We start from the raw sequence: 20,651 nt of genomic DNA, 5'->3' as shown, positions 1-20,651 counted from the left end.
CTCAAGAAGAAAAATACGGAGATCCCATGAAACGCCAACTATTCCTCACTGTGGCTGCGCTGACCGTCGTTGGCGCCGGCGTGTTCTTCACCCTGCCCCGCATCGTGGATCAGCGCATGAACGGCGTAGCCCTGGCCGCACCCTACAGCGCCAGTGCGCGCGCCACCGCGTTGCACAACAGCCTGTTCGTGGCCGACCTGCACGACGACGCGCTGCTCTGGTCGCGCGATCTGCTCACCCGCTATAGCTACGGCCACACCGACTTGCCCCGGCTGCGGGAGGGCAAGGTCAGCCTGCAGGTCTTCAGTACGGTGACCAAGACACCCAAGGGCCTGAACTTCGAGCGCAACGCGGGCGATACCGACAGCCTCAACGCGCTGGTGATGGCCCAGCGCTGGCCGGTGGCCACTTGGAGCAGCCTGCTACAGCGGGCGCTGTACCAAAGCCAGAAGCTGCACCAGGCAGCGGCAGCCAGCCAGGGCGCCATGCAGGTGGTGCGCAGCCAGACAGAACTGGCAACGCTCACCCAAGGTGCAGCGCCCGCCAGCGGCAAGCTCATCGCCGTGCTGGCCACCGAGGGCCTGCACCCGCTGGAAGGCAAGCTCGACAACATCGACACCCTGTATGACGCGGGCTTTCGCATCATGGGCCTTACCCATTTCTTCGACAACGAAGTGGGGGGCTCGGCCCACGGCTTGGAAAAAGGTGGACTGACACCGTTTGGCAAGCAGGTAGTGGCCCGACTGCAAGAGAAAAGCATGCTGGTGGACCTGGCCCATGCCTCGCCCAAGGTAATCAACGATGTGTTGGCCATGACCAAGCGCCCCGTGCTGGTGTCACACACCGGTGTGCAAGGCACCTGCCCCGGCCCGCGCAACCTCAGCGACGCCCACATCAAGGCCATTGCCGCAACAGGCGGTGTCATCGGCATTGGCTACTTTGAGGGCGCGGTCTGCGGGCTGGACACGGCGGCCATCGTCAAGGCCATCCGCTATGCCGTGAACCTGGCCGGCGTGAAGCATGTGGCCTTGGGCTCGGACTTTGACGGCGCCACCAAAACCGCGTTCGACACCACGGGATTGGTGCTCATTACCCAGGGCCTGCTGGAGGCAGGATTCTCAGAGAACGATGTGACCGATCTCATGGGCAGTAATGTGCTGCGCCTGCTGCAGACCCAGTTGCCTGCCAGGTAAATGGAAACTGGTGCTACAAGACCGCGTAGCGCCCAGGCCGGTGGTTGACGGCGATGAACAGGTTCATCACCACCGCAGCCAACACCGAATAGGCCACACGCACCGGGTCCACCACGGTCAGGGCCAGCAACACGATGGTGCAATCCATGCCCATTTGCACCATGCCGGCGCGCCAGCCGCGCGACTGCTGCAGGTACAGCGAGACGATGGTGGCGCCGCCCAGGCTGGCGCGGTGCCGCGCCAGAAACAGACAACCCGAACCCAGCAGCAAGCCACCCAGCACCGCCGCGTAGGCCGGGTGCAGCCGATCAATGGCAAACAGGCGTGGTGACCACTCCGCCATGGCCGACAGAAAGGTAATGGCCACAAAGGTCTTGAGCGTGAACTCGCGCCCCATGCGCCGCCAGGCAAACCAATAGAACGGCAGGTTGATGAGGAAGAACAGCTTGCCCAGGCTCACGCCCGTGGCGTAGTGCAGAACAAAGGCCACGCCCGCCGTGCCACCGGTCAACAGGCCCGCCTGGCCAAACAGGATCAGCGCCAGGCTGACGAACAGCGTGCCGGTGAAGATGGCCTGCGCGTCTTCAAACAGCGTGTGCGTGTGTACCGGGGTGGTGAGGGTGTTCATGTCAGACATGGAGCAAGCATTGTGCCGCGCTCCATGCCCCAGGTGCTCACCAAGCGGCGGGGTCGACCTTGAAGTACCCGCACAGCTCGGCGTACAGCGCCGGGTACTCGGCAGCCAGCGCACGGCCCTGCTCAAAAAATACCTCGGTCACCACGGCAAAAAACTCGGCCGGGTCTTGTGCCCCATAGTGGTTCAGCAGGCCCTGCTCGTGCATGAAGGCCTGTCCACGCAAGTGCTCATAAGCCTCAGAGAACACCTGCTTCCAGCGCCTGGCGTTGTGCTGGGCATCGCCCCAGGCGGGCAGCGGTGCGCCAATGGCTTGGCCGTTTTCCTGGTCCAGCTGGTGGGCAAATTCGTGGATCACCACGTTGCGGCCATCGTCGGGCGTGGCTGCACCTTCCAGCACGTCCTGCCACGACAAAATGACTTGCCCCTGCGACCACGACTCACCCGCCAGCGCCTGGCGTTGCTCCTGCTGCACACCAGCAGCATCGGTGTGGCTGCGGTTGACCACAAAGGGGCCGGGGTACATCAATATCTGGCGCACCTGCGGAAAGTAGCTGGCCGCACCCGGGCGGTTGAGCAGCAGCAGGCAGGCCTGCGCGGCCACCACCACGCGCATGTCCTCGGTCACCTGCAGGCCGGCGCAGCCAATGAAGGTTTTCTCGGCCACAAACACCTGCATGTGCTTTTTCAGCTGCAGCTGCAGGTCCACCGGCAGGCGCGCCACCAGTGGCACGCGGCGGCGCAGCACCTTGCGCCAGTGCGGCGGAAACGGCTGCTGCTGCACACGGCTGCGGCGCCAGCGCTGCCAGCGTGGGTAGCCCAGCAGGCCCGCCACCAACAAGAGTGCGGCAACGCAAGTCACAAAAAAGGCCACGGGGCTCCGATCACAGGCGTTGGTCAGGCACTGTAACTGGAGGCCCCCTGGCCTTTTTCAAGCGCAGGTGCTTAGCGCGCCACCAGCACAGGCACAGGGCTCTGCGCCACCACTTTGGTGGCCACACTGCCCAGCACCAGGCGCGCCACGCCGGAGCGGCCGTGCGAGCCAATCACGATAAGGTCCGCCCCCTCAGTCTGCGCCGTTTCCACAATGCCATTCACAGCCGTGGCGTCTTCCACCAGGCGGGCCTGTAGCGCCACCGGTGCGCCGCCGCTCTGGCACAGCGCATCCACCTGCGCGTGGGCCTGGGCGGCATGTTGCTGGCCCGCCGCAACATAGGTCTGCAGCCCCATGGGATTGAGCTCTCCCACGCCCATATACGGGTAAGGGTCGGCCACGTACAGCGCGGTCAGCTTGGCGCCATGGATGCGGGCCAGGTCTACCGCCAACGCGGCGGCATGGGCAGAAGTCTTCGATCCATCTGTCGCCAAAAGAATGTGTTTGAACATAAGAGTCTCGCTAGGTAAGGGTTGAAACAAGCCTCCATGCTGCAACCCGGCTGCGCTACAGTCTTTGATCTGGGTCAGCGAAGCAAGAGACACGCTCACCCTAGCTATTTACTACTTTTTGTATAGCGGCTGTCGCACATAGCGTGCAGGCCGGAGCCCTTTTTTGTTACTAATCGTCAATATGAGAAACGCCCTTCTGCGCGGCCTGCTGATGACCGCCCTTCTGACCCATGGCGCCCTGGCGCTGGCCGTGCAAGACTGCGAATTCAACGGCAAATCCGTCAACCCCGACAATGGCAACGAAACCAAAGGACTGAACGGCCTGCTGCGCTGCAAGGACCGCGACACTGGCGAGATTGAGCGCGAGTACGAACTGCGCAACGGCGACTCCGTGGGCCTGTCGCGCTACTTCCGCAAGGGCCAGCTCTACAAGGAATTCACCATCACCGCCAACGGCCCACACGAGGGCCTGGAGCGCGAATGGGCCGCCAACGGCCGGCTGGTACTGGAGTTCACCAATGTGAACGGCAACGCCCGCGGCCTGCGCCGTGCCTGGTACGACGATGGCACGCTCAAGCGCGTGGACTGGGTGGCCGAGAACGAGCGCGAAGGCGCCTCGGTGCAGTACACCCCCAGCAAACAGCTGGCCGGACTGCGCTGCGGCCCCAAGCCGCTACTGGCCCCGCACGTGGACGATGCCGCGTTGTGTGGCTTTGGTGGCAAACCCAGCACCGTGTCCACCTACAGCACCGAAGGCACGGTGCGCAGCACCCAGACCCTGCTGGCGGGTGTGGTGCAGAAAGCCACCAGCTTCTACAGCAACGGCAAGCCGCAAGAGGAAGAAGAACGCCAGGGCAGCAACCGCATCGAGCGCTTCTTTGCGGACGACGGCAGCAAGCGCCGAGAGAAGCTGTGGACCGAGGCCGAAAAGCCCGCCGCGCTGCTGCGCGAATCCGAATACCACGCCAGTGGCACCCTGGTGCGCGAGCGCCTGTACACGCTGGTGGACGTGGGCGGGCGCAAGCGCAGCCGCCTGGCCAGCGAGGCCCGCTTCTACCTGAACGGCCAACCCCAGAGCAAAGACGTCTACACGCAGGAGGGCAACACCGAGTTGCGTGACACCCAGCGCTTCTCCGACAAGGGTTTGCTACGCGCCCAGGGCCGCTATGCGCTGGACGGCCGCTACGGCGAGCGCGCCGTGGGCGTGCACAAGTCGTTCTTTGACAGCGGCAAGCTCGAACTGGAAGAGCACTACGACGACAAGGGCAACGTGAAGCGCCAGCGTTTGTGGGACGAGACCGGCAAGCTGCTCAGCGACGACGAGCTGTTTGAGGACGGATCCCGCAAAGCCTACGCCCGCTAGCAGCACGCCCCGTTTCTGGCTCGCAACGGCGCCGGTTCGGCCTTGGCCCGCTATATGATCCTCCCTGAAAAACAGAGGGCCGCCACAGGCCCCATTCACATTCAAGGAGGATTCCCATGACACAACACAACGACCCGGACGCGCCTGATGCTATCGATGCACTGGACGCCCAAGACACCCTGGTGGCCGCGCCACCTTCCACCAACCTGCTGCGTCTGCGCTTCACCGGTTCGGGCAGTGAGTATTTCCGTATCTGGATCGTCAACCTGCTGCTCACCATCGTCACGCTGACGCTGTACCTGCCTTGGGCACGCGCGCGCAAGCTGCGCTACTTCATGAGCAACACGCTGGTGGACGACCAGCCTCTGGGCTTTCACGGCAAGCCGTTGAAGATGTTCAAGGGTTATCTGCTGGTGTGTGTGCTGTTCGCGCTGTATTCGGTGGCGGGCAAGTTCTCGGCCATGGCCGGCTTCGTCGCGCTGATCGTGGTGGCCCTGATGTGGCCTGCACTGTTCAAGTCGTCCATCCAGTTCCGCCTGGCCAACACCAGCTGGCGCGGGCTGCGCTTCAGCTTCCGTGGCTCGCTGGCCGGTGCGTACCGGGCCATGTTGCCCATCTTCATCCCCGGCCTGGTGCTGATGGGTGCCCGTGCCGTGGGCGTGGACGAAGTCAGCAATTCCCAGAGCTACCTGCTGGTGGCGGGCATTGTGGGGCTCAGCGCCCTGCTGGTCGCGCCCTGGCTTTTCTGGAACATCAAACAGTACCAGCACAACCATTACGCACTGGGCAATCTGCAAACCACGTTCAAAGCCAGCGTAGGTTCGTTTTACGTGCTGGCCCTAAAAATAGTGGGCGTAGTCCTGCTCGTCACCGCACTTCCTGCGGTCGTCGTGGGTGCGTTGGGCTTTGGCATGGGCTATGGTGGGTTCCATGACGACGCTGGCGCTGCGGTCTTGATCATCGCATTTGCCGTAGGCTGGTTGTTCATGGTCGTAGCCATGGTCTGCATTCAACCCTACGCCACCTCACGCCTGCAAAACCTGGTGTGGACCCAAACCGGCAATGTGCAGCTGCGCTTTGTCAGCATCCTCAGTTTCAAGTCCCTGCTGTGGCTGACGCTGAAGAACACCTTCCTGATCGTGATCACGCTGGGCCTGTACTGGCCGTTCGCCATGGTCGCACTGACCCGCCTACGGCTGGAGGCGGTCACCGTCAAAACCCGCATCGACCCCGCACTGCTGGTGGCCGATGCCCAGGCATCCAACGTGGAAGCCGTGGGCGATGCGGCCGGCGATTTCTTTGGCCTGGACGTAGGCCTGTAAAGCATGGAGCTGGACGCCACCTACTTTGATGGCCAGAACGGCCGCGCGCACCCGGTGCGTATTCGCGTGGTGGCGGGCCAACTTCACATCGACGGCCAAGGCTTTGCTCTGAGCGTGCCCGCGCAGTCGGTGGACTGGCCCGAGCGCACACGCCACGGCATGCGCGTGGCGCATTTGGCCAGCGGCGGCCTGGTGCAAACCGAAGACAGCGTGGCCTGGGACACCTGGGCCCAGGCCCAGGGCCTGCACGAATCCATCGTCGTGAAGATGCAGCAAAACTGGCGTTGGGTGGCTGGCAGTGTGGCGGTGCTCATGGCGTTGGTGGTGGGGTTGCAGCAATGGGGCTTGCCACTGGTGGCGAAAGCCGTGGTGGCGGTCACGCCGCAGAGCGTGGACGCAGCCATTGGCGACTCCACACTGCAGGCGCTGGACGGACTCATGTCGCCAACCCAGCTGCCTCTGTCCGAACAGCAACGCGTGCGAGACGCCTTCGCACAGGCTGTGGCGCACCAGCCCGTCGGCAGCGTGCCGGCCTGGAAACTGGAGTTCCGCCATGGCGAACGCATTGGCGCCAACGCCCTGGCCCTGCCGGGTGGCACCATTCTGCTGACCGACGAGATGGTGAAGCTGGTGGACGGCGATGCGGCCGTACTGACTGCGGTGCTGGCCCACGAACTGGGCCACGTGCAGCACCGCCACGGCATACGCATGGTGGTGCAGGCCGGCGTGCTGGGCAGTCTGGGGGCATTGGTGTGGGGTGACTTCAGCTCGCTGCTGGCCGCCGTGCCCGTACTCATGGGCCAGGCTGCCTATTCACGCCAGGCCGAACACGAAGCCGATGTGCATGCGGTGCGCTTCCTCAAAGCCGCCCAGTTGTCTCCCGCACTCATGGTCACGCTATTTGACAGACTGGAAGCCAAGCGCCACCCCGACAAGGACAGCGAGAAGGAAACCGACAAGCGCGGCACGGATGATTCGTGGCTGGGCATTGCCTTCTCCTCCCACCCCTCCGACGCCGCACGCGTGGCATTCTTTCGGGCTGCAGCCCTTTAGGAATATGCGCGATAAGCTCCTTTTTTGATAGCGAGGAATCCACCATGACATCCAGCACACTCCAGGTCCGCGGCACCGAAGTATGGGTAGAAGGCACCGGCCCGCAGACCATCGTGATGATCCATGGCTGGCCCGACACCTACCGCCTGTGGGACGGCATGGTGGCGGCACTGGCACCGCACTACCGTTGTGTGCGCTTCACCCTGCCCGGCTTTGAGACTCCACCGACGGGTGCCACACGCTCGCTGGCCCAGATGACGGCGCAGCTGCTGGCCATCGTCGATGCCGTCAGCCCGGGCCAGCCCGTGACGCTGATGCTGCACGACTGGGGCTGCATCTTCGGCTACGAACTGGCTGCACGTCACCCGCAGCGCGTGGCGCGCATCGTCGGTATCGACATTGGCGACCACAACAGCAAGGCATTCCTGCGGTCGCTCACGGGTGGGCAAAAAATGCAGATTCTGGGCTACCAGCTCTGGCTGGCGCTGGCCTGGGGCCTGGGCACGCTGGGTGCTACGGGTCTGGCCAACGGCATGACGCGCAGAATGGCACGCGCCATGCGCTGCCCCACACCGCAGGCCGACATCGGCTGGCACATGAACACGCCCTACGCCATGGCCTGGCTGGGCGTAGCGGGTGGGCTGCGCCGCACCGCACCGGTGCGGCTGCAATGCCCCACGCTGTATGCCTATGGCGCGCGCAAGCCCTTCATGTTCCACTCGCCCGAATGGCTGCAAACGCTGGGCAATACGCCGGGCAGCGCGGTGCAGGAGTACGCCTGCGGCCACTGGGTGATGGTGGACCGCGCCCAGGCCCTGCAAGCCCAGGTGCTGGCCTGGCTGGTGACTGCGCCGCCAACAGCCGGCTAAGCTGAGGCGGCAGGCCTTTACTGCAACGGCGCGATGTAGCGCTGCACGGCCAGGGGCACTTTGCGCAGCAAAGCACTGCGCGTGCGGTGCCAGAACGCAGACAACAACAGCAAGGCCGCACCCAACGCCAGCGCCGTGATGGCAAAGCCCAGGCCCACATTGCCATACTGCTTGAGCAAGGCGCTGAAGGTGTAGAGCACATAGCCCAGAGCGGACACCATGAGTGCGCGCCGGTCGATCACCAAGGACACCGCGGCGATGGCCCCATAAGCCAGCAACACGACGAGGGCCTGCCACAGCGCAATGGTGTCCCCCGCGAGCGACAGCATGGCAAACAGCGGGTGCACCAGAAGCGGCGCGGCCAGTAGATGCAGCCAGAACGCCACATCGGCCCGGCGGGTCCTGCGCTGGGTGTCGCTGGCATCCCAGCGCAATGCCACGATAAACACGACAACACCGCCCACCAGAATCACCAGCGACATCCAGGAAAAAAGTGTCGGGAAAGATTTCAGCAGCAATGCCCACACTGCGCCGACCAAAGCCGCACAGCCTGCGGCCACCGTAATGGGGACATGAAACCGCTGCCAATGCAGCCACGCGCCGACGGCTGCCAACAAGGCGCCGGCAGCCACCATAAGACCCTGTCCGTCGCCGGCAACGCTAAATATGGAGGTGAACAGGCCACCCACAAACGCCACCAGCAACACGATGGCAGGCAAGGCCATGTGGCGCTTGCGCACAAAGAATTCGGCCAAGCCCCAGGCACATGCGGCCACCGCCAGACTGCCGACCCAATGGGCTGCCGCATTGCCGATCCAGGCTACCGAGACCAGCATCAGCACGCAGGCGATCACTACAAAAATATCGTTGAACCCGGTCACCAGCCGAAAGTGTTCCTCGTCCACCACGGGGGTGGCGCGGCGGCTGGCGGCATGGCTGCGCAGCGCATCGGCCGCATCCGCACTCAGGGCACCCGCTTGCACGGCCGACAGCAAATCATCTTCGGTATACATAGGCTAAACCGCGCCGCGGCCTTGTTGACTGACAAAGTACACGGCCTTGCGCGCGCGCATCACATCGCCCAGCGGGCGGTGGGCGGCCATGGCCTGCCAGGGATCGAACACCGCAGCCTCGGCCTCCTTGGCAAACGCCTGGGCTGCGGCACTGCCCGTGTCTTGCGCGGGCAACGTGAGGCGGGCCACCGTGGTGTAGGGCGTGGGCCAGTTAACGGAGGCGTCTTCGATCGGCGTCAGCGCCTCGTTCACATAGGGCTGCAGCTGCAGGTCCCATTGCAAGGCCTTCTGCTTGAGCCGGCCGGAAAACTCGGCGCCCCAATCGTCCTGCGTGCCTTGCACACCCGCACCATTGGCCGCGGCGGGTACCAGGCGCACGCGCACCGCATAGGGCCCACAGGCGATGGGAGCGGCGCTGAACATGGTTTGCGCGGCAAAGCCGGAAAACGGCTTGGCAAAGGTCTTGATGGTTTGCACCAGTCGCGCGGGCCCGCCTAGCAAACCGTAGCGCGCGAACAGGTGCTTGATCAAGGCACCGCCGCCTTTGGATGCTGCCACCACAAAGTCGACGAACTCGCCGCTTTGGGGGAAGGCGAACACCTCCTGGTTGATCAGCGCAAAGTCCTGGCTCTTGCACGGGCCACCCAGGGCCGACTCGCCCTGCACACCCATGACCCGGAACGAGAAGCCGCGAATGTCGGGCTTGCGGTCGCTGGCATGGTCCATGCCGCCGTTGGACAGGCGTACCCACACGGGGTAGCTGGCGGCCTTGGCAAACAGGCCTTGCTGCGCAAACGCAGGCAAGCCCCCCAGCACCTCCAGTTGCCCTTGCGCAGCGACCAGTTGCTTGCGGTGCAGCGCGCGGCCGTTGCCGTATTTCTTGGACTTGCGCGCCTGCAGTTCGGCAAACTGTTTGCCATACCCCGCGTAGAGCTGGTCCTCGTCGGGCGCGATCTGTTCTTTCCAATCGGTGCTGGGCGTGAGGGACTGGGGCATGGAAGGCCTTTCCTAAAAAAGCGGCAGGGTTTGCGGTGGGGCGGGGGTGTCGGGGTTCAGTGGTGCGGGCGCAGCCGTCAACTCGCTGGCGGGCGCGGCGCGCATCAGGTCCAGGGCCTGCGCCGGGCTGGCGTTCAGCCAGTCGGCGTAGTGCGCGGGCGGCACGATCACGGGCATGCGCTTTTCCTCGTCGGGGCGGTGCATGCGGCCGGTGACCGTGTGGCCATCGGCGTTGACGGTGAGCACCGTGAAGCTGCCCGCCTGCGCGCCCGAGGCGGGATCAGTCCAGCGGTCCCACAGGCCGGCCACCGCAAAGGGCTGGCCGTCGGCGCGGCCTATGCGCCAGCGCGTGGGGCGGCCGCCATGGGCGGGCGCGTCTTCCCAGCAGGGTTCAAAAAAGCATTCCATAGGCACCAGCACCCACTGGCCGGCCGCCCAGGCGCTGCGAAAGCTGGGCTTGCTGGCTGCCGTCTCGCTGCGTGCGTTGTAGGTCTTGCGGCTGATGTCGCGCGCCTGCGCGGCGTCGGCACACCAGTGCGGCACCAGGCCAAACTGGGCCAGACGCAGCGCGGCGGCACTGGCGCCCTGGCTGCGGCAGCGCACTGCCACGGGCGCTACGTAGCCGGGGTAAATATCCTGCGGCCACTGCCCCACGGGTGGTTCCAGCGGGCCCAGGCGCTCGGCCAGAAAGGCCGGGTTGGCAGCGGGCTGGAAGTTGATGCACATGGGTTTGCTACAAATTCAGGAGCTATTGGCGCATATTCTACGGGGGCTAGAGGCCGATTTAGCCTTCACCCTCTTCCGGAACGTCGGGCGCACGCGGTGGCCGGGGAATCTTCTTGAAGCGGATCTGGCGGTCCAGCTCAATGGCGTCTTTCTTCAGCTGGCGCTCGGCGTCCAACTTCTGGCCGGCGGCCAGCCACTGGGCGAATTCCTCGGGCGTCTCCAGGCTGATACGGCCCAGCACGGCGGCGCGGAAGTCATGGATGACGATTTCGGCCGCCTTTTGCAGGTTGATCTTGCCGCCGCTTTGCAGGGCGCCACGCTTGCGGCCCACGGCCTCCAGCAACGCCTCGTCGGCAAGCGCGGCCACCCCCGTGATCTTGTAGCGTGCCTCCACCTCTTTGGCGTAGTGCTGGCGCAGGTAGTCCAGCAACTCCAGCGCCACTTCTTCTTCGTCAAACGCGTTCTTGCCGATGGCGCCGCTGGCGGCCAGGTTGTAGCCGCTCTTGGCCACGATGATGCGCGGCCACAGCACGCCCGGCGTGTCATAGAGGTAAAAGTCGTCGGCAATCGTGATGCGCTGCTCCAGCTTGGTCACGCCGGCCTCGTCGCCCGTCTTGGCGGCGCGCTTGCCCTTCAGGGTGTTGATCAGGGTGGACTTGCCCACGTTGGGAATGCCGCAGATCAGCACCCGCATGGGCTTGGCCATGCCGCCACGGTTGGGGGCCAGTTCGTGGCAGGCGGCCACCAGCGCGCGGGCGGGCGTGGTCATGCTCGCGTCCAAGGGGAGCGCGCGCACGCCGGGCATGGCGTTGTAGTGGGCCAGCCACAGGGCCGTGCAGGCCGGGTCGGCCAGGTCTTGCTTGTTGAGCACTTTGAGCGAGGGCTTGCCGGCCGTCATCTCGGCCAGCATGGGGTTGGCGCTGGAGCCGGGCAGGCGGGCGTCCAGCAGCTCGATCACCACATCAATCGCCTTGATGCGCTCCTGGATCGCCTTGCGGGTCAGGTGCATATGCCCTGGGAACCACTGAATGGCCATGCGCGCGTTCTTTCTGTAGGTAATAGTCAGGGCAGGATTGTCGGGCAGATTGGGGGCAAGCCCGCATTCCACCGCCCAGGGGAGCAGGCTACACTTTGCCGAACAAGAGGAATCAGGGGGCGTCCGCACGTGAATTCACTTTTAAGCGCCAGCCTGCTGCTGGTGGAAGACATGGAAGAGATGCGCAACATCGTGCGCCGCTTGCTCGGCGCCATGGGGTTCACCAACATCACGCTGGCACGCAATGGCGAAGAGGCCTGGCGACTGATCCAGGCGCAGTCGTTTGACCTGGTGCTGTGCGACTGGAACATGCCCAAGATGTCCGGGCGCGAGCTGCTGGAGCGGGTGCGCCAGGAACCCGCCTACGCCCTGCTGCCCTTCATCATGATTACCGGCGAAAACGCGCAGAGTTTTGTCAAAAGCGCGATTGACGGCGGCGTGACCGACTTCATCCTCAAGCCCTTTACTGCAGCACTGCTGGAGCAGCGCGTGCACCACGCGCTGGGCCTTCCACCGGTACCCAACCCATGAGCCTGCCCCAAACCCCTGACAGCGGCACGCCGCTGACCCCCGAGGTGCTGAGCGAAACCCTGCGCCAACTGCAGGCGAGCGAAAGCCATCTGCAGGGCCTGCTGGGATCAGCGCCTGATTCGATCTTGGGCATGGACACCGAGGGTTTTGTGACCGACTGGAACCCCGGCGCCGAGCGCGTGCTGGGCTGGACACGCGACGAGGCCCTGGGCCGGCGCATGTCCGAGCTCGTCATTCCGCACCGCTTCCGCGAAGCCCATGAAAACGGCATGCGCCGCTTTCTGAAGACCGGCCACGCCCAGGTGCTGAACCGCATCATCGAGATTGCAGCGCTACACAAGGACGGCCACGAATTTCCCATCGAACTCTCGATCTGGAGCATCAACAACGAGCGTGGCCAGGGCTTTGGCGCCTCCATCCGCGACGTGACCGAGCGCCACAAGGCCCAGGAGTCGCTGCGCAACTCCGAGGAGCGCTACCGTTCGGTGGTGGAACACCTGGGCGAAGGCATGTTTGTGGCGCAGTACAACCGCATCGTGTTTGCCAACCAGCAGGCCAGCCAGATCCTGCGTGTGCCCAACGAGGAAATCATTGGCTCCGACCCGGTGGAATGGATCCACCCCGACGACCAGGCCGATGTGCTGGAACTACGCCAGCGACTGGCCAGCGGCCAAGAGATTGCCCGCCATTACGAGGCGCGCCACATTGGCCACGATGGCGTGGTGCGCTGGCTCAACATCCGCCCCACGCCGGTGGCCTGGGAAGGCGGCATGGCCACGCTGACTTTCTTCTCGGAAATCACCGAGAGCAAGCAAATCGCCGAGGCCTTGCAACGGTCGGAAGAGCGCTACCGCGCGGTGATCGAGCACTCGGGCGAAGGCATGCTGGTGGTGCAGGATGGTCGCTTTGTGTTTGCCAACCACCGCGCCGCCGAGCTGGTACAGATGACGCGCGAGGACATGCTGCGCGAAGGCTATCTGCACCGCATCCACCCCGACGACCGCGCCATGGTGGACGACCGGCGCCAACGCCGCCTGGCGGGCGAAGAGGTGCCCAACCGCTACGAGATCCGCCTGCTGCTGCCCGACAACGTGGTGCGGTGGATCGACATTGGCGTGACCGTGGTGCCCTGGGACGGCGCGCCGGGCACACTGACCTTTTTCTCTGACATCACCGAGCGCAAGCAGGCCGAGGTGGACCTGCAGCGCACGTCGTCTGAGCGTGAAGCCATCCTGCACAGCGCGCTGGTCGGCATCGTGCTGTCGGTGGACCGCAAGCACCAGTGGGTGAACGACAAATACGCCGAGATGGTGGGCTACACCCGCGAAGAACTGCTGGGCCAGTCCACCGCCCTGGTGCACACCGACCTGGAAGCCTGGGCGCGCTGGGGCGAAGAGCAACGCGTGGCCCTGCAGGCCACCGGCAGCTTCTCCAACGAACGCCAGCTCAAGCGGCGCAACGGCGAGGTGTTTTGGGTGCAGATGGCGGGCAGCCGCGTGCGCGCCGCCGACCCCGACTCGGGCGTGATCTGGACGCTGCTGGACATCACCGAGCGCATCAAGGCCGAGCAAAGCACGCGCTTCGCGCTGGAGCAGCAAAAAGAACTCAACGAACTGCGCAGCCGCTTCGTGGCCATGACCAGCCACGAATTCCGCACGCCGCTGGCCACCATTTTGTCGTCGGCCGAACTGTTGAAGTACTACGGTGACCGCATGCCAGCGGCTGACAAGATCGACGTGATCCAGACCATCGAGAATGGCGTGCAGCGCATGACGCGCATGCTGGACCGCGTGCTGCTGCTGGGCAAGGCCGAAGCCCAGATGCTGGAATTCAAACCCACGCTGCTGGACCTGGTAGCCCTGGGCCACACCCTGGTGGAAGATGCCAAGACCCAGCACCCCGACTGCCGCTGCACCCTGGTCACCGACTTTGAGGTACAGCCCGCCACCGGCCTGTACGACGAGAAGCTCTTGGGCCATATCTTTGGCAACCTGCTGTCCAACGCCATGAAGTACTCGCCCCAGGGAGGCGAGGTGCGTTTCAGCATGTGGCGCGAGGCGGACCAGGTGGTGATGCAGGTGTCCGACCAGGGCATCGGCATTCCCACCGAAGAAATCCCACACCTGTTCGAGTCCTTCCACCGCGCCAGCAATGTGGGTGAGATTCAAGGCACCGGCCTGGGCCTGGCCATCGTCAAAAACTCGGTGGACTTGCACGGTGGCAGCATCCACGTGGCCAGTGCAGCGGGCCAAGGCACCAGCTTCACCGTGCGCCTGGCCTATGCCAGCGGCACCGAAGGGGCCACCGCATGAGCGCAAGGATTGTGATTGCGGAAGACGAAACCGATATCCGCAACAACCTGAGCCTGCTGCTGCGCATGGAAGGCTTCACCGTATTCGCCGCGCCCAATGGGCGTGAGGCGCTGGAGCTGATCCGCACCCACCAGCCCGACATGGTGCTCAGCGACGTGATGATGCCCGAGATGACCGGCCACGAGTTGGTGCGTGCCCTGCGCGCCGATGCCGCCGTGGCGCACACACCCATCGTGCTGCTGACCGCCAAGGCAGACCGCGGCGATGTGCGCCAGGGCATGAACCTGGGCGCCGATGACTACCTGACCAAACCCTTCCAGCGCGATGAGCTGCTGACCTGCATCCAAGCGCAACTGGACAAGGCCGCGGCCCAACAGGTGGCCAGCCAGCGCCGGGTGGAGCAAGCCCACCACCTGCTGCACTACGACCCAGCCACTGACCTGCCCAACCGCGCGCACTTTCTGCTGCTGCTCAACGATGCGCTGAGCGCCCCGCCAGAGCCGCAGGAGGCACTGGTGCTGCTGGTGGTGGGGCTAGACAACCTCGCGCAGATGGCCCAGGTGCTGGGCGCCGGCCCGCTGGACGCCTGCGTGGGCGCGCTGGCACGGCGCTTGGCGGTGCTGAGCCAGGCGGCCCCCATGGCCCAAGCCGGGCGCTGCGTGCTGGCGCGGCTGGGTGACGACCGGCTGGCTGTGCTGGCCCCGCGCTGGCCCGAGGGCTTGTCGCACTCCGTCATCGCCAACCACCTGCTGGGCGCCATGGCGCAGCCTGTATCCGTGGACGGTGACGAACACTTCCCCACCATCTCGGTGGCCGTGTGCACGCAGATTGCTACCGACGACCGGCCCGAGGTGGTGCTGGCGCGGCTGGACCTGGCACTGGCCGCCGCGCGTGCGCAACCCGGCCAGCACATCGCTGTGCACGACGCCAGCGCGGCGCCCGACCTGAGCTCGGCCTTTCGCTTGCACAACGACCTGCACCGCGCGGTGGACCGGCAAGAGCTGGCCGCCTTCTTCCAGCCCCAGGTGCTGGCCCAGGGGGGTGCGGTCAAGGGTTTTGAGGCGCTAATGCGCTGGCGGCACCCCACGCTGGGCCTGGTGTCGCCCGCCAAGTTCATTCCCATTGCCGAGGAGAACGGCCAGATCGTCGGCATGGGCGCCTGGATGCTGCAGCAGGCCTGCCAACAGGCCGTGGCCTGGCAAGCCCTGCGGCCCGCCGGTGCAGCGCCACTGCGCGTGGCCGTGAACCTGTCGTTGCGCCAGTTTGGTGACCCGCAGCTGTTCCGCCACGTGGAGGCGGCGCTGGAAAACTCGGGCCTGCCCGCAGAGCAGCTGGAGCTGGAGATCACCGAAGGCACGGCCATGCTGGACCTGCACCACACACTGGAGCTGCTGCGCCGCTTCAAGGGCATGGGCCTGAAACTGGCGATTGACGACTTTGGCACCGGCTATTCCAGCCTGGCCTATCTCAAGCGCTTTCCGCTGGACGTGCTGAAGATCGACCAGTCGTTTGTGCGCCAGATCTGTACCGACCGCGACGACCAGGTGATTGCGCAGGCCATCATCTCGCTGGCGCACAGCCTGGGCCTCAGCGTGATTGCCGAGGGCGTAGAAACCCAGGCCCAACACACCTTGCTGCAGGACATGGGCTGCGAGGAAATCCAGGGCTATCTCCACGGCAAACCCATGCCGGGCGCAGACGTGGCAGGCTGGCTGAGCGGCCACGCTGCAGGCTGAAGGACTGCGCAACTTAGGCAGCTGGCTCTAGGATAGACACGGGATTTAAGGTGCCTTCACTAGGCGGCCTTTGGAGAATGCAAGGCAGTGTTTCCTATTCAACCTACCTTGCAGGAGTTTTCCATGGCCAATAAAAAGCTGTCCACCGTGACCACCGAACTGATCGAGTCCTACGGCAACACCGCCAAGAACGTGATCAACGCCTATCGGGTGGGCAACGCCCGCGCCGTGGGTTATGTGGACCAGTCCTGGGCCGCCGCCGTCAAGAAGGCTGGCAACCGCATCAGCGCCGAAGTGCGCACCAATGCCCTGGCCGCCCAGAAGAAAGTCACCTCGCTGTACGCCCATGGCGTGACGCTGACCTCTGACAGCGCCGACACCGCCGTGAACAAGGCTGTGGAACTGGCCGGCAAGGGCCTGGAACAAGTGGCTGCCAACGCCAGCCGCTTTGAAAAGTCCACCGGTTTGACCACGTTGAACACCATCGCCGTGGCCGCTGTGCCCGCAGCGGTGGCCGTGAACAACGTGGCGTCCAAGATCGAAGCCAAGAGTGGCGCACTGGTGAGCAAGATCGCCGGCTCCAAGACCAAGGCCAAAGTGGCTGCTGTCAAGCGCACCGTGGCCAAGACAGCCACACGCGCCCGCAAAGCCGCTTAATTCAGCGACCGCGGAAGTCGATCAGGCCAGCACGGCCTTGATCGACTGGGCCTGCAACCTGCGCGGAGCCAAATACTCCTGCAGGTAGATGCCAAAGGGCATGGTGTCGGCCGCCTCAATGGCGCGCTGCGCATCCCACGACTTCTGCGACTCTTGTGCAAACCCCGCCGCGGCTTCAGCCGCCACGGGGGCTTGCAGCATGGCTGCACGCGTCTGCTCCGACTGCGCCCGCACAAAGGACACGAACGAGCCCTCATGGCGCTCGGTGATCTCGCGCAGCACGCGGGCCGAAGGCAAGCTGTCGGGGTGAACCAAGCCATGCTCTGCGGCGCGCAAGGCGTCTTGGTACTGGGTGCCGCCATGGGTTGCGTCCAGCGCCTGCGCATAGGGCAGCATGCCGCTCAGCAGTTCTTCGCCCCAGGCCTTCAACTCCACCATCGCGTCACCGCGCTGCAGTTGCAAGCCAGGCTCGCGGCCCCGCTCGGCCACCGCATGCTGGTTGCGCGCCACGGCGGCAATTTCCTGCGGCGTGTCGGGTGCGCTGGCAGTGGACAGGCAGTGCAGCAGGAACACATCCAGAAAGCGCATGGTCTGGCTATTGATGCCCACCACCTCAAACGGGTCCAGGTCCATCAGGCGTACTTCCACGTACTCCACACCGCGCTCGCGCAGCGCGTGCAGTGGGCGCTCGCCCGCGAAGGTGACACGCTTGGGGCGGATGGTGCCGTAGAACTCGTTCTCGATCTGCAGCAGGGTGGTGGCCAGCTGGTTGTAGCTGCCGTCGGCAGCCTTCACGCCAATCGCCTCGTAGGGTGCATAGGGCTGGGTCAGGGCACCGTGCAGCGAGTGGGCATAGCCCTCCAGACTGTTGTAGCTCACCGCCAGCGATGACTGCGCATCACTCTGGTAACCCAGGCGCCCCATGCGCAGCGAGGTGGCGTAGGGCAAATACATGGTGCCACTGCTCAGCGGCTGCAGCTGGTGCTGGCGCCCGGCCACAAAGGACGAACACACGGCAGGCGACGCGCCGAACAGGTACAGCAGCAAAAAGGCGTGGCGGCGGAAGTTGCGGATCAGCCCGAAGTACTGCTCGCTGCTCACATCGGGCAGCGACCAGTTGTAGTGAATGCCCGAGATGGTTTGCATGCGCCGACCATAGCGGTGGCCCAGGCCCATGCGGTACACGCTCTTGGATTGCCCCACGTTGGAGCTGCCGTACTGACCAATCGGGATGGCATCGTCTTCGGGCAAACAACAGGGCATGCTGGACACCCACAGGCGTTCATCGCCCATGGCGCGCAGCGTGAATTGCTGGATCTGGGTAAGCTCCTCCACGCAGACATCGGGATCGGCCTGGACACTGGTGATGAGTTCTACCTGGGATTCGCTGAAATCGGTGGTGATGTGCGGGTGCGTGAGCGCCGAGCCCAGGGCCTGGGGGTGCGACGTCATGGCCAGCAGGCCGCTGGGCAGCGCGCGCAGGCTTTCTTTCTCCACGCCACGGCGGATACCGCGCAAACGCTGTGCTGTCAGGGCGCTCAAGGCCACTTGATTACTGTCCATGCCTACGGGCCCTTCCTCTTTCTGTGGGGCGCAAAGGTACCACAGGCCGCCATTTATTGCTCGCGGATGGAATAATGCCGCCGATGGATACCTCGGAACTCATTGTCTGGTCCTGCATGCTGGGGGGATTTCTCACCCTGGCAATGGTGGCCATGTCCGACTTGGTGATCAATCCCACCGTGGGCGCCTGGCGTGCACTGGTCTTCGTTCTGTTGACGGGCTGGAGCTGCGTGATCATGTCGGGCCTGGCGGGTCAGCTGTTTCCTGAGATTCCTGAACTGACCATGGAGGTGATGAAAGTCAGCATGGCCCCCCTGAGCGGTGCGCTGGCGCTGACCTACCTGGGTCTGTGGCTCGGAGTCAAGCGGGACGACCGCGCGGTCTACCGCAGCATGGTCTTCGTCTCCCTGGGCCTCATTGCGACCGCGGTGGTGGCTACGGGGTGTGTCTTGTATGGTGACGACCCCCATAGCACCTCGCCCCTGCTGGTCACCGGCCTATTGAGCACACTGGGGGCGTTGGTGGGCCTGGTGATCACCATCCGCGCGGCCCTGCTGGGCGATGATCTGGCACGCTGGATGGTGCTGGCTTGCCTGTTCCTGGTGGCCATGGTGGTGGGCATGTTTGGGCAGGCTTTGTCACCCGGCGCGCTGAGCTGGCCGCTGACGGCATTGATCGCGTTTTGCACGCTGTGCCACTTCTTGCTGATCACGGGCCTCACCGTAAAGCGCAACCGCGTCAACAAGCAGCTGATCCGCCTGACCAAAAAAGCCTCCGGCACCGACCCGGCCACGGGCCTGCACACCGGTTCGGTCCTCGTATCCAAGGTAGACGATGCCTTTTGGCGCAGCGCCCGCCTGAAGCGGGAATGTGCGGTGGTGTGCCTGCATTTGGGCAACTTGTATGAGCTGGGCGAGTCCGCCGGCCACGGTGTGGAGCAACAAATCCTGCAGGCCATGACCGCGCGTATCAGGCGTGCAGTGGGCTTTCGCTACGTGGTGGGGCTGTACCACCCGCGCTGCTTTGTGGTGGTGATCTCTGCCGTGAAGAACGCGCAGGAAGTGGAGCGCATGGTGCTGCGGCTGCGCGCCGTGCTGACCCGGCCGCTGAAGATCTTGGGCATCAAGGATGCCAGCCACACCTTCCAGCCGCGCTTCGGCATTGGCATTTCCCACAAAAGCGCTTCGGAAACCGACCCCACGGCTGTGATGGACGTGGCCGAGCGTCGTGCGCTGGCGCAGTCAGGCGCCACACGCGTGCCGGAAGAGGTGGCGCCCACCGCAGCAGGCGCGCTGTAAGTCAACGCGCCAGTCGCGCGGACGCCCTGCTCACCTCTTGTGCGCCCTGCGCTGCCCCGCTTTGCGGCACGGCTTCGCCATTGCGATCCAGCGCCTCCGACAGCTGGGCGACCAGGCGCTCGGGGCTTTGCGCATCCAGGCCAATCCAGGTGCCCTGGGTCAGCGTGATGTGGGCCGCTTCCACACTGCCCGCGCCGGCGCACAGCGTGGTGCGGGTGGGCGCATCCTCGGCCACCAGTACCAGCATGGCGGGCACCACGGCTTCGGGCTTCAGCGCCTCCAGCACGGCGGGCGGCATCAGGTCTTCGGTCATGCGCGTGGCGGCCGTGGGGGCCAGGCTGTTCACGCGGATGTTGTTTTTGGCGCCTTCAATCGACAGGGTTTGCATCAGTCCCACCAGCGCGAGCTTGGCCGCACCGTAGTTGCTCTGGCCAAAGTTGCCATACAGACCCGATGAAGAGGTGGTCATCAGAATGCGGCCGTATTTTTGTTCGTTCATATACGGCCACACGGCCTTGCAGCAGTGCACCGCGCCCATCAGGTGCACATCCACCACCAGGCGGAAGTCGGCCACCTCCATCTTGGCAAAGCTCTTGTCACGCAGGATGCCGGCGTTGTTCACCAGAATGTCCACGCGGCCCCAGGCGTCGACTGCCTGCTTCACCATGGCCTGCACCGCCTCAAAATCGGTGACCGATGCACCATTGGCCATGGCCTCGCCACCGGCAGCGCGGATCTCGGCCACCACCGCTTCGGCGGCCGACAACGAACCGCCGGAGCCATCGCGTGCACCGCCCAGGTCGTTTACCACCACCTTGGCGCCGCGTGCGGCCAGGGCCAGCGCGTGTTGGCGACCCAAACCGCCGCCCGCACCGGTCACGATGGCCACACGGCCCTTGAAATCCACACCCATGTTTGTCTCCTGCGTGAAGCCGGCGCACACCGGCTCTGTTAGTCTGTGCC

19 protein-coding genes are annotated in these 20,651 nt (G+C 64.8%); 10 read left to right on the top strand and 9 right to left on the bottom strand.

From position 1 onward, the window contains the following. Positions 1-26 precede the first annotated feature (26 nt). Positions 27-1,193, top strand: a complete 1,167-nt coding sequence (locus tag J2X15_RS08145) for a dipeptidase (RefSeq protein ID WP_310341325.1) — start codon at positions 27-29, stop codon at positions 1,191-1,193. A gap of 13 nt (positions 1,194-1,206) precedes the next feature. On the opposite strand, the gene J2X15_RS08140 is transcribed toward J2X15_RS08145, so the two are convergent. From J2X15_RS08140 to J2X15_RS08130, 3 genes are all read right to left on the bottom strand, one after another. Next, positions 1,207-1,821: a DUF6198 family protein gene (locus J2X15_RS08140; RefSeq protein ID WP_310341322.1), complete on the bottom strand. Its 615-nt coding sequence runs from the start codon at positions 1,819-1,821 to the stop codon at positions 1,207-1,209. 46 nt (positions 1,822-1,867) lie between these two features. Beyond that, positions 1,868-2,701 (bottom strand): M90 family metallopeptidase, encoded by an 834-nt coding sequence (locus J2X15_RS08135; RefSeq protein WP_310341318.1) that lies wholly within the window; start codon positions 2,699-2,701, stop codon positions 1,868-1,870. A 71-nt stretch (positions 2,702-2,772) separates the two neighbouring features. Further along, positions 2,773-3,213 (bottom strand): universal stress protein, encoded by a 441-nt coding sequence (locus J2X15_RS08130; RefSeq protein WP_310341316.1) that lies wholly within the window; start codon positions 3,211-3,213, stop codon positions 2,773-2,775. 181 nt (positions 3,214-3,394) lie between these two features. Between J2X15_RS08130 and J2X15_RS08125 the strand changes: the two genes are divergently transcribed. From J2X15_RS08125 to J2X15_RS08110, 4 genes are all read left to right on the top strand, one after another. Beyond that, positions 3,395-4,576 carry a toxin-antitoxin system YwqK family antitoxin gene (locus tag J2X15_RS08125; protein WP_310341314.1) on the top strand — a complete coding sequence of 394 codons (1,182 nt, stop codon included), beginning with the start codon at positions 3,395-3,397 and terminating at the stop codon, positions 4,574-4,576. Between the two features lie 116 nt (positions 4,577-4,692). Beyond that, a complete protein-coding gene (locus tag J2X15_RS08120) occupies positions 4,693-5,898 on the top strand; it encodes a YjgN family protein (RefSeq protein WP_310341312.1) in 1,206 nt (401 codons plus the stop codon). Positions 5,899-5,901: 3 nt separating this feature from the next. Further along, positions 5,902-6,951, top strand: coding sequence for a M48 family metallopeptidase (locus J2X15_RS08115; RefSeq protein WP_310341310.1), 1,050 nt, complete (start codon positions 5,902-5,904; stop codon positions 6,949-6,951). A 44-nt stretch (positions 6,952-6,995) separates the two neighbouring features. After that, positions 6,996-7,820, top strand: a complete 825-nt coding sequence (locus J2X15_RS08110) for an alpha/beta fold hydrolase (protein ID WP_310341308.1) — start codon at positions 6,996-6,998, stop codon at positions 7,818-7,820. A 17-nt stretch (positions 7,821-7,837) separates the two neighbouring features. On the opposite strand, the gene J2X15_RS08105 is transcribed toward J2X15_RS08110, so the two are convergent. From J2X15_RS08105 to ylqF, 4 genes are read right to left on the bottom strand one after another with little or no spacing between them, the layout of a single operon-like run. Continuing rightward, positions 7,838-8,833, bottom strand: coding sequence for a hypothetical protein (locus J2X15_RS08105; protein WP_310341306.1), 996 nt, complete (start codon positions 8,831-8,833; stop codon positions 7,838-7,840). Between the two features lie 3 nt (positions 8,834-8,836). Next, positions 8,837-9,829, bottom strand: coding sequence for a catalase family protein (locus J2X15_RS08100; RefSeq protein WP_310341303.1), 993 nt, complete (start codon positions 9,827-9,829; stop codon positions 8,837-8,839). A 12-nt stretch (positions 9,830-9,841) separates the two neighbouring features. Further along, positions 9,842-10,555: an SOS response-associated peptidase gene (locus tag J2X15_RS08095; protein WP_310341300.1), complete on the bottom strand. Its 714-nt coding sequence runs from the start codon at positions 10,553-10,555 to the stop codon at positions 9,842-9,844. A 58-nt stretch (positions 10,556-10,613) separates the two neighbouring features. Then, a complete protein-coding gene (gene ylqF, locus J2X15_RS08090; protein ID WP_310341298.1) occupies positions 10,614-11,591 on the bottom strand; it encodes a ribosome biogenesis GTPase YlqF in 978 nt (325 codons plus the stop codon). A 129-nt stretch (positions 11,592-11,720) separates the two neighbouring features. Between ylqF and J2X15_RS08085 the strand changes: the two genes are divergently transcribed. The 4 genes from J2X15_RS08085 (at position 11,721) to J2X15_RS08070 (ending at position 16,827) form a co-directional block, all read left to right on the top strand. Next, positions 11,721-12,122 (top strand): response regulator, encoded by a 402-nt coding sequence (locus J2X15_RS08085; protein WP_310341296.1) that lies wholly within the window; start codon positions 11,721-11,723, stop codon positions 12,120-12,122. Next, a complete protein-coding gene (locus tag J2X15_RS08080) occupies positions 12,119-14,434 on the top strand; it encodes a PAS domain-containing sensor histidine kinase (RefSeq protein WP_310341295.1) in 2,316 nt (771 codons plus the stop codon). The genes J2X15_RS08085 and J2X15_RS08080 overlap by 4 nt, the downstream gene beginning before the upstream one ends. Next, a complete protein-coding gene (locus J2X15_RS08075; RefSeq protein ID WP_310341293.1) occupies positions 14,431-16,170 on the top strand; it encodes a putative bifunctional diguanylate cyclase/phosphodiesterase in 1,740 nt (579 codons plus the stop codon). Before J2X15_RS08080 ends, J2X15_RS08075 begins: the two co-directional genes overlap by 4 nt. A gap of 123 nt (positions 16,171-16,293) precedes the next feature. Continuing rightward, positions 16,294-16,827, top strand: coding sequence for a hypothetical protein (locus tag J2X15_RS08070; RefSeq protein WP_310341291.1), 534 nt, complete (start codon positions 16,294-16,296; stop codon positions 16,825-16,827). A 21-nt stretch (positions 16,828-16,848) separates the two neighbouring features. On the opposite strand, the gene gshA is transcribed toward J2X15_RS08070, so the two are convergent. Beyond that, positions 16,849-18,390, bottom strand: a complete 1,542-nt coding sequence (gene gshA, locus J2X15_RS08065) for a glutamate--cysteine ligase (RefSeq protein WP_310341290.1) — start codon at positions 18,388-18,390, stop codon at positions 16,849-16,851. A gap of 83 nt (positions 18,391-18,473) precedes the next feature. Between gshA and J2X15_RS08060 the strand changes: the two genes are divergently transcribed. Next, the gene (locus J2X15_RS08060) at positions 18,474-19,688 is read left to right on the top strand and encodes a GGDEF domain-containing protein (RefSeq protein WP_310341288.1); all 1,215 of its coding nucleotides are present in this window, start codon (positions 18,474-18,476) and stop codon (positions 19,686-19,688) included. 1 nt (position 19,689) lies between these two features. On the opposite strand, the gene J2X15_RS08055 is transcribed toward J2X15_RS08060, so the two are convergent. After that, positions 19,690-20,601, bottom strand: a complete 912-nt coding sequence (locus J2X15_RS08055; RefSeq protein WP_310341287.1) for an SDR family NAD(P)-dependent oxidoreductase — start codon at positions 20,599-20,601, stop codon at positions 19,690-19,692. Positions 20,602-20,651: the final 50 nt, after the last annotated feature.

This window comes from Rhodoferax saidenbachensis (genome assembly GCF_031457975.1).
Taxonomy (GTDB): Bacteria; Pseudomonadota; Gammaproteobacteria; order Burkholderiales; family Burkholderiaceae_C; genus Allorhodoferax; species Allorhodoferax saidenbachensis_A.
The sequence above is the reverse complement of the archived record's forward strand: the minus strand, read 5'-3'. Positions and strand labels throughout refer to the sequence as shown.

Coding starts and splice junctions, on each gene's coding strand:
- J2X15_RS08055 (WP_310341287.1), bottom strand. CDS start 20,601: ATGGGTGTGGATTTCAAGGGCCGTGTGGCCATCGTGACCGGTGCGGGC.
- J2X15_RS08120 (WP_310341312.1), top strand. CDS start 4,693: ATGACACAACACAACGACCCGGACGCGCCTGATGCTATCGATGCACTG.
- J2X15_RS08125 (WP_310341314.1), top strand. CDS start 3,395: ATGAGAAACGCCCTTCTGCGCGGCCTGCTGATGACCGCCCTTCTGACC.
- J2X15_RS08115 (WP_310341310.1), top strand. CDS start 5,902: ATGGAGCTGGACGCCACCTACTTTGATGGCCAGAACGGCCGCGCGCAC.
- J2X15_RS08100 (WP_310341303.1), bottom strand. CDS start 9,829: ATGCCCCAGTCCCTCACGCCCAGCACCGATTGGAAAGAACAGATCGCG.
- J2X15_RS08060 (WP_310341288.1), top strand. CDS start 18,474: ATGGATACCTCGGAACTCATTGTCTGGTCCTGCATGCTGGGGGGATTT.
- J2X15_RS08070 (WP_310341291.1), top strand. CDS start 16,294: ATGGCCAATAAAAAGCTGTCCACCGTGACCACCGAACTGATCGAGTCC.
- ylqF (WP_310341298.1), bottom strand. CDS start 11,591: ATGGCCATTCAGTGGTTCCCAGGGCATATGCACCTGACCCGCAAGGCG.
- J2X15_RS08075 (WP_310341293.1), top strand. CDS start 14,431: ATGAGCGCAAGGATTGTGATTGCGGAAGACGAAACCGATATCCGCAAC.
- J2X15_RS08140 (WP_310341322.1), bottom strand. CDS start 1,821: ATGAACACCCTCACCACCCCGGTACACACGCACACGCTGTTTGAAGAC.
- J2X15_RS08145 (WP_310341325.1), top strand. CDS start 27: ATGAAACGCCAACTATTCCTCACTGTGGCTGCGCTGACCGTCGTTGGC.
- J2X15_RS08105 (WP_310341306.1), bottom strand. CDS start 8,833: ATGTATACCGAAGATGATTTGCTGTCGGCCGTGCAAGCGGGTGCCCTG.
- J2X15_RS08080 (WP_310341295.1), top strand. CDS start 12,119: ATGAGCCTGCCCCAAACCCCTGACAGCGGCACGCCGCTGACCCCCGAG.
- J2X15_RS08110 (WP_310341308.1), top strand. CDS start 6,996: ATGACATCCAGCACACTCCAGGTCCGCGGCACCGAAGTATGGGTAGAA.
- J2X15_RS08130 (WP_310341316.1), bottom strand. CDS start 3,213: ATGTTCAAACACATTCTTTTGGCGACAGATGGATCGAAGACTTCTGCC.
- gshA (WP_310341290.1), bottom strand. CDS start 18,390: ATGGACAGTAATCAAGTGGCCTTGAGCGCCCTGACAGCACAGCGTTTG.
- J2X15_RS08095 (WP_310341300.1), bottom strand. CDS start 10,555: ATGTGCATCAACTTCCAGCCCGCTGCCAACCCGGCCTTTCTGGCCGAG.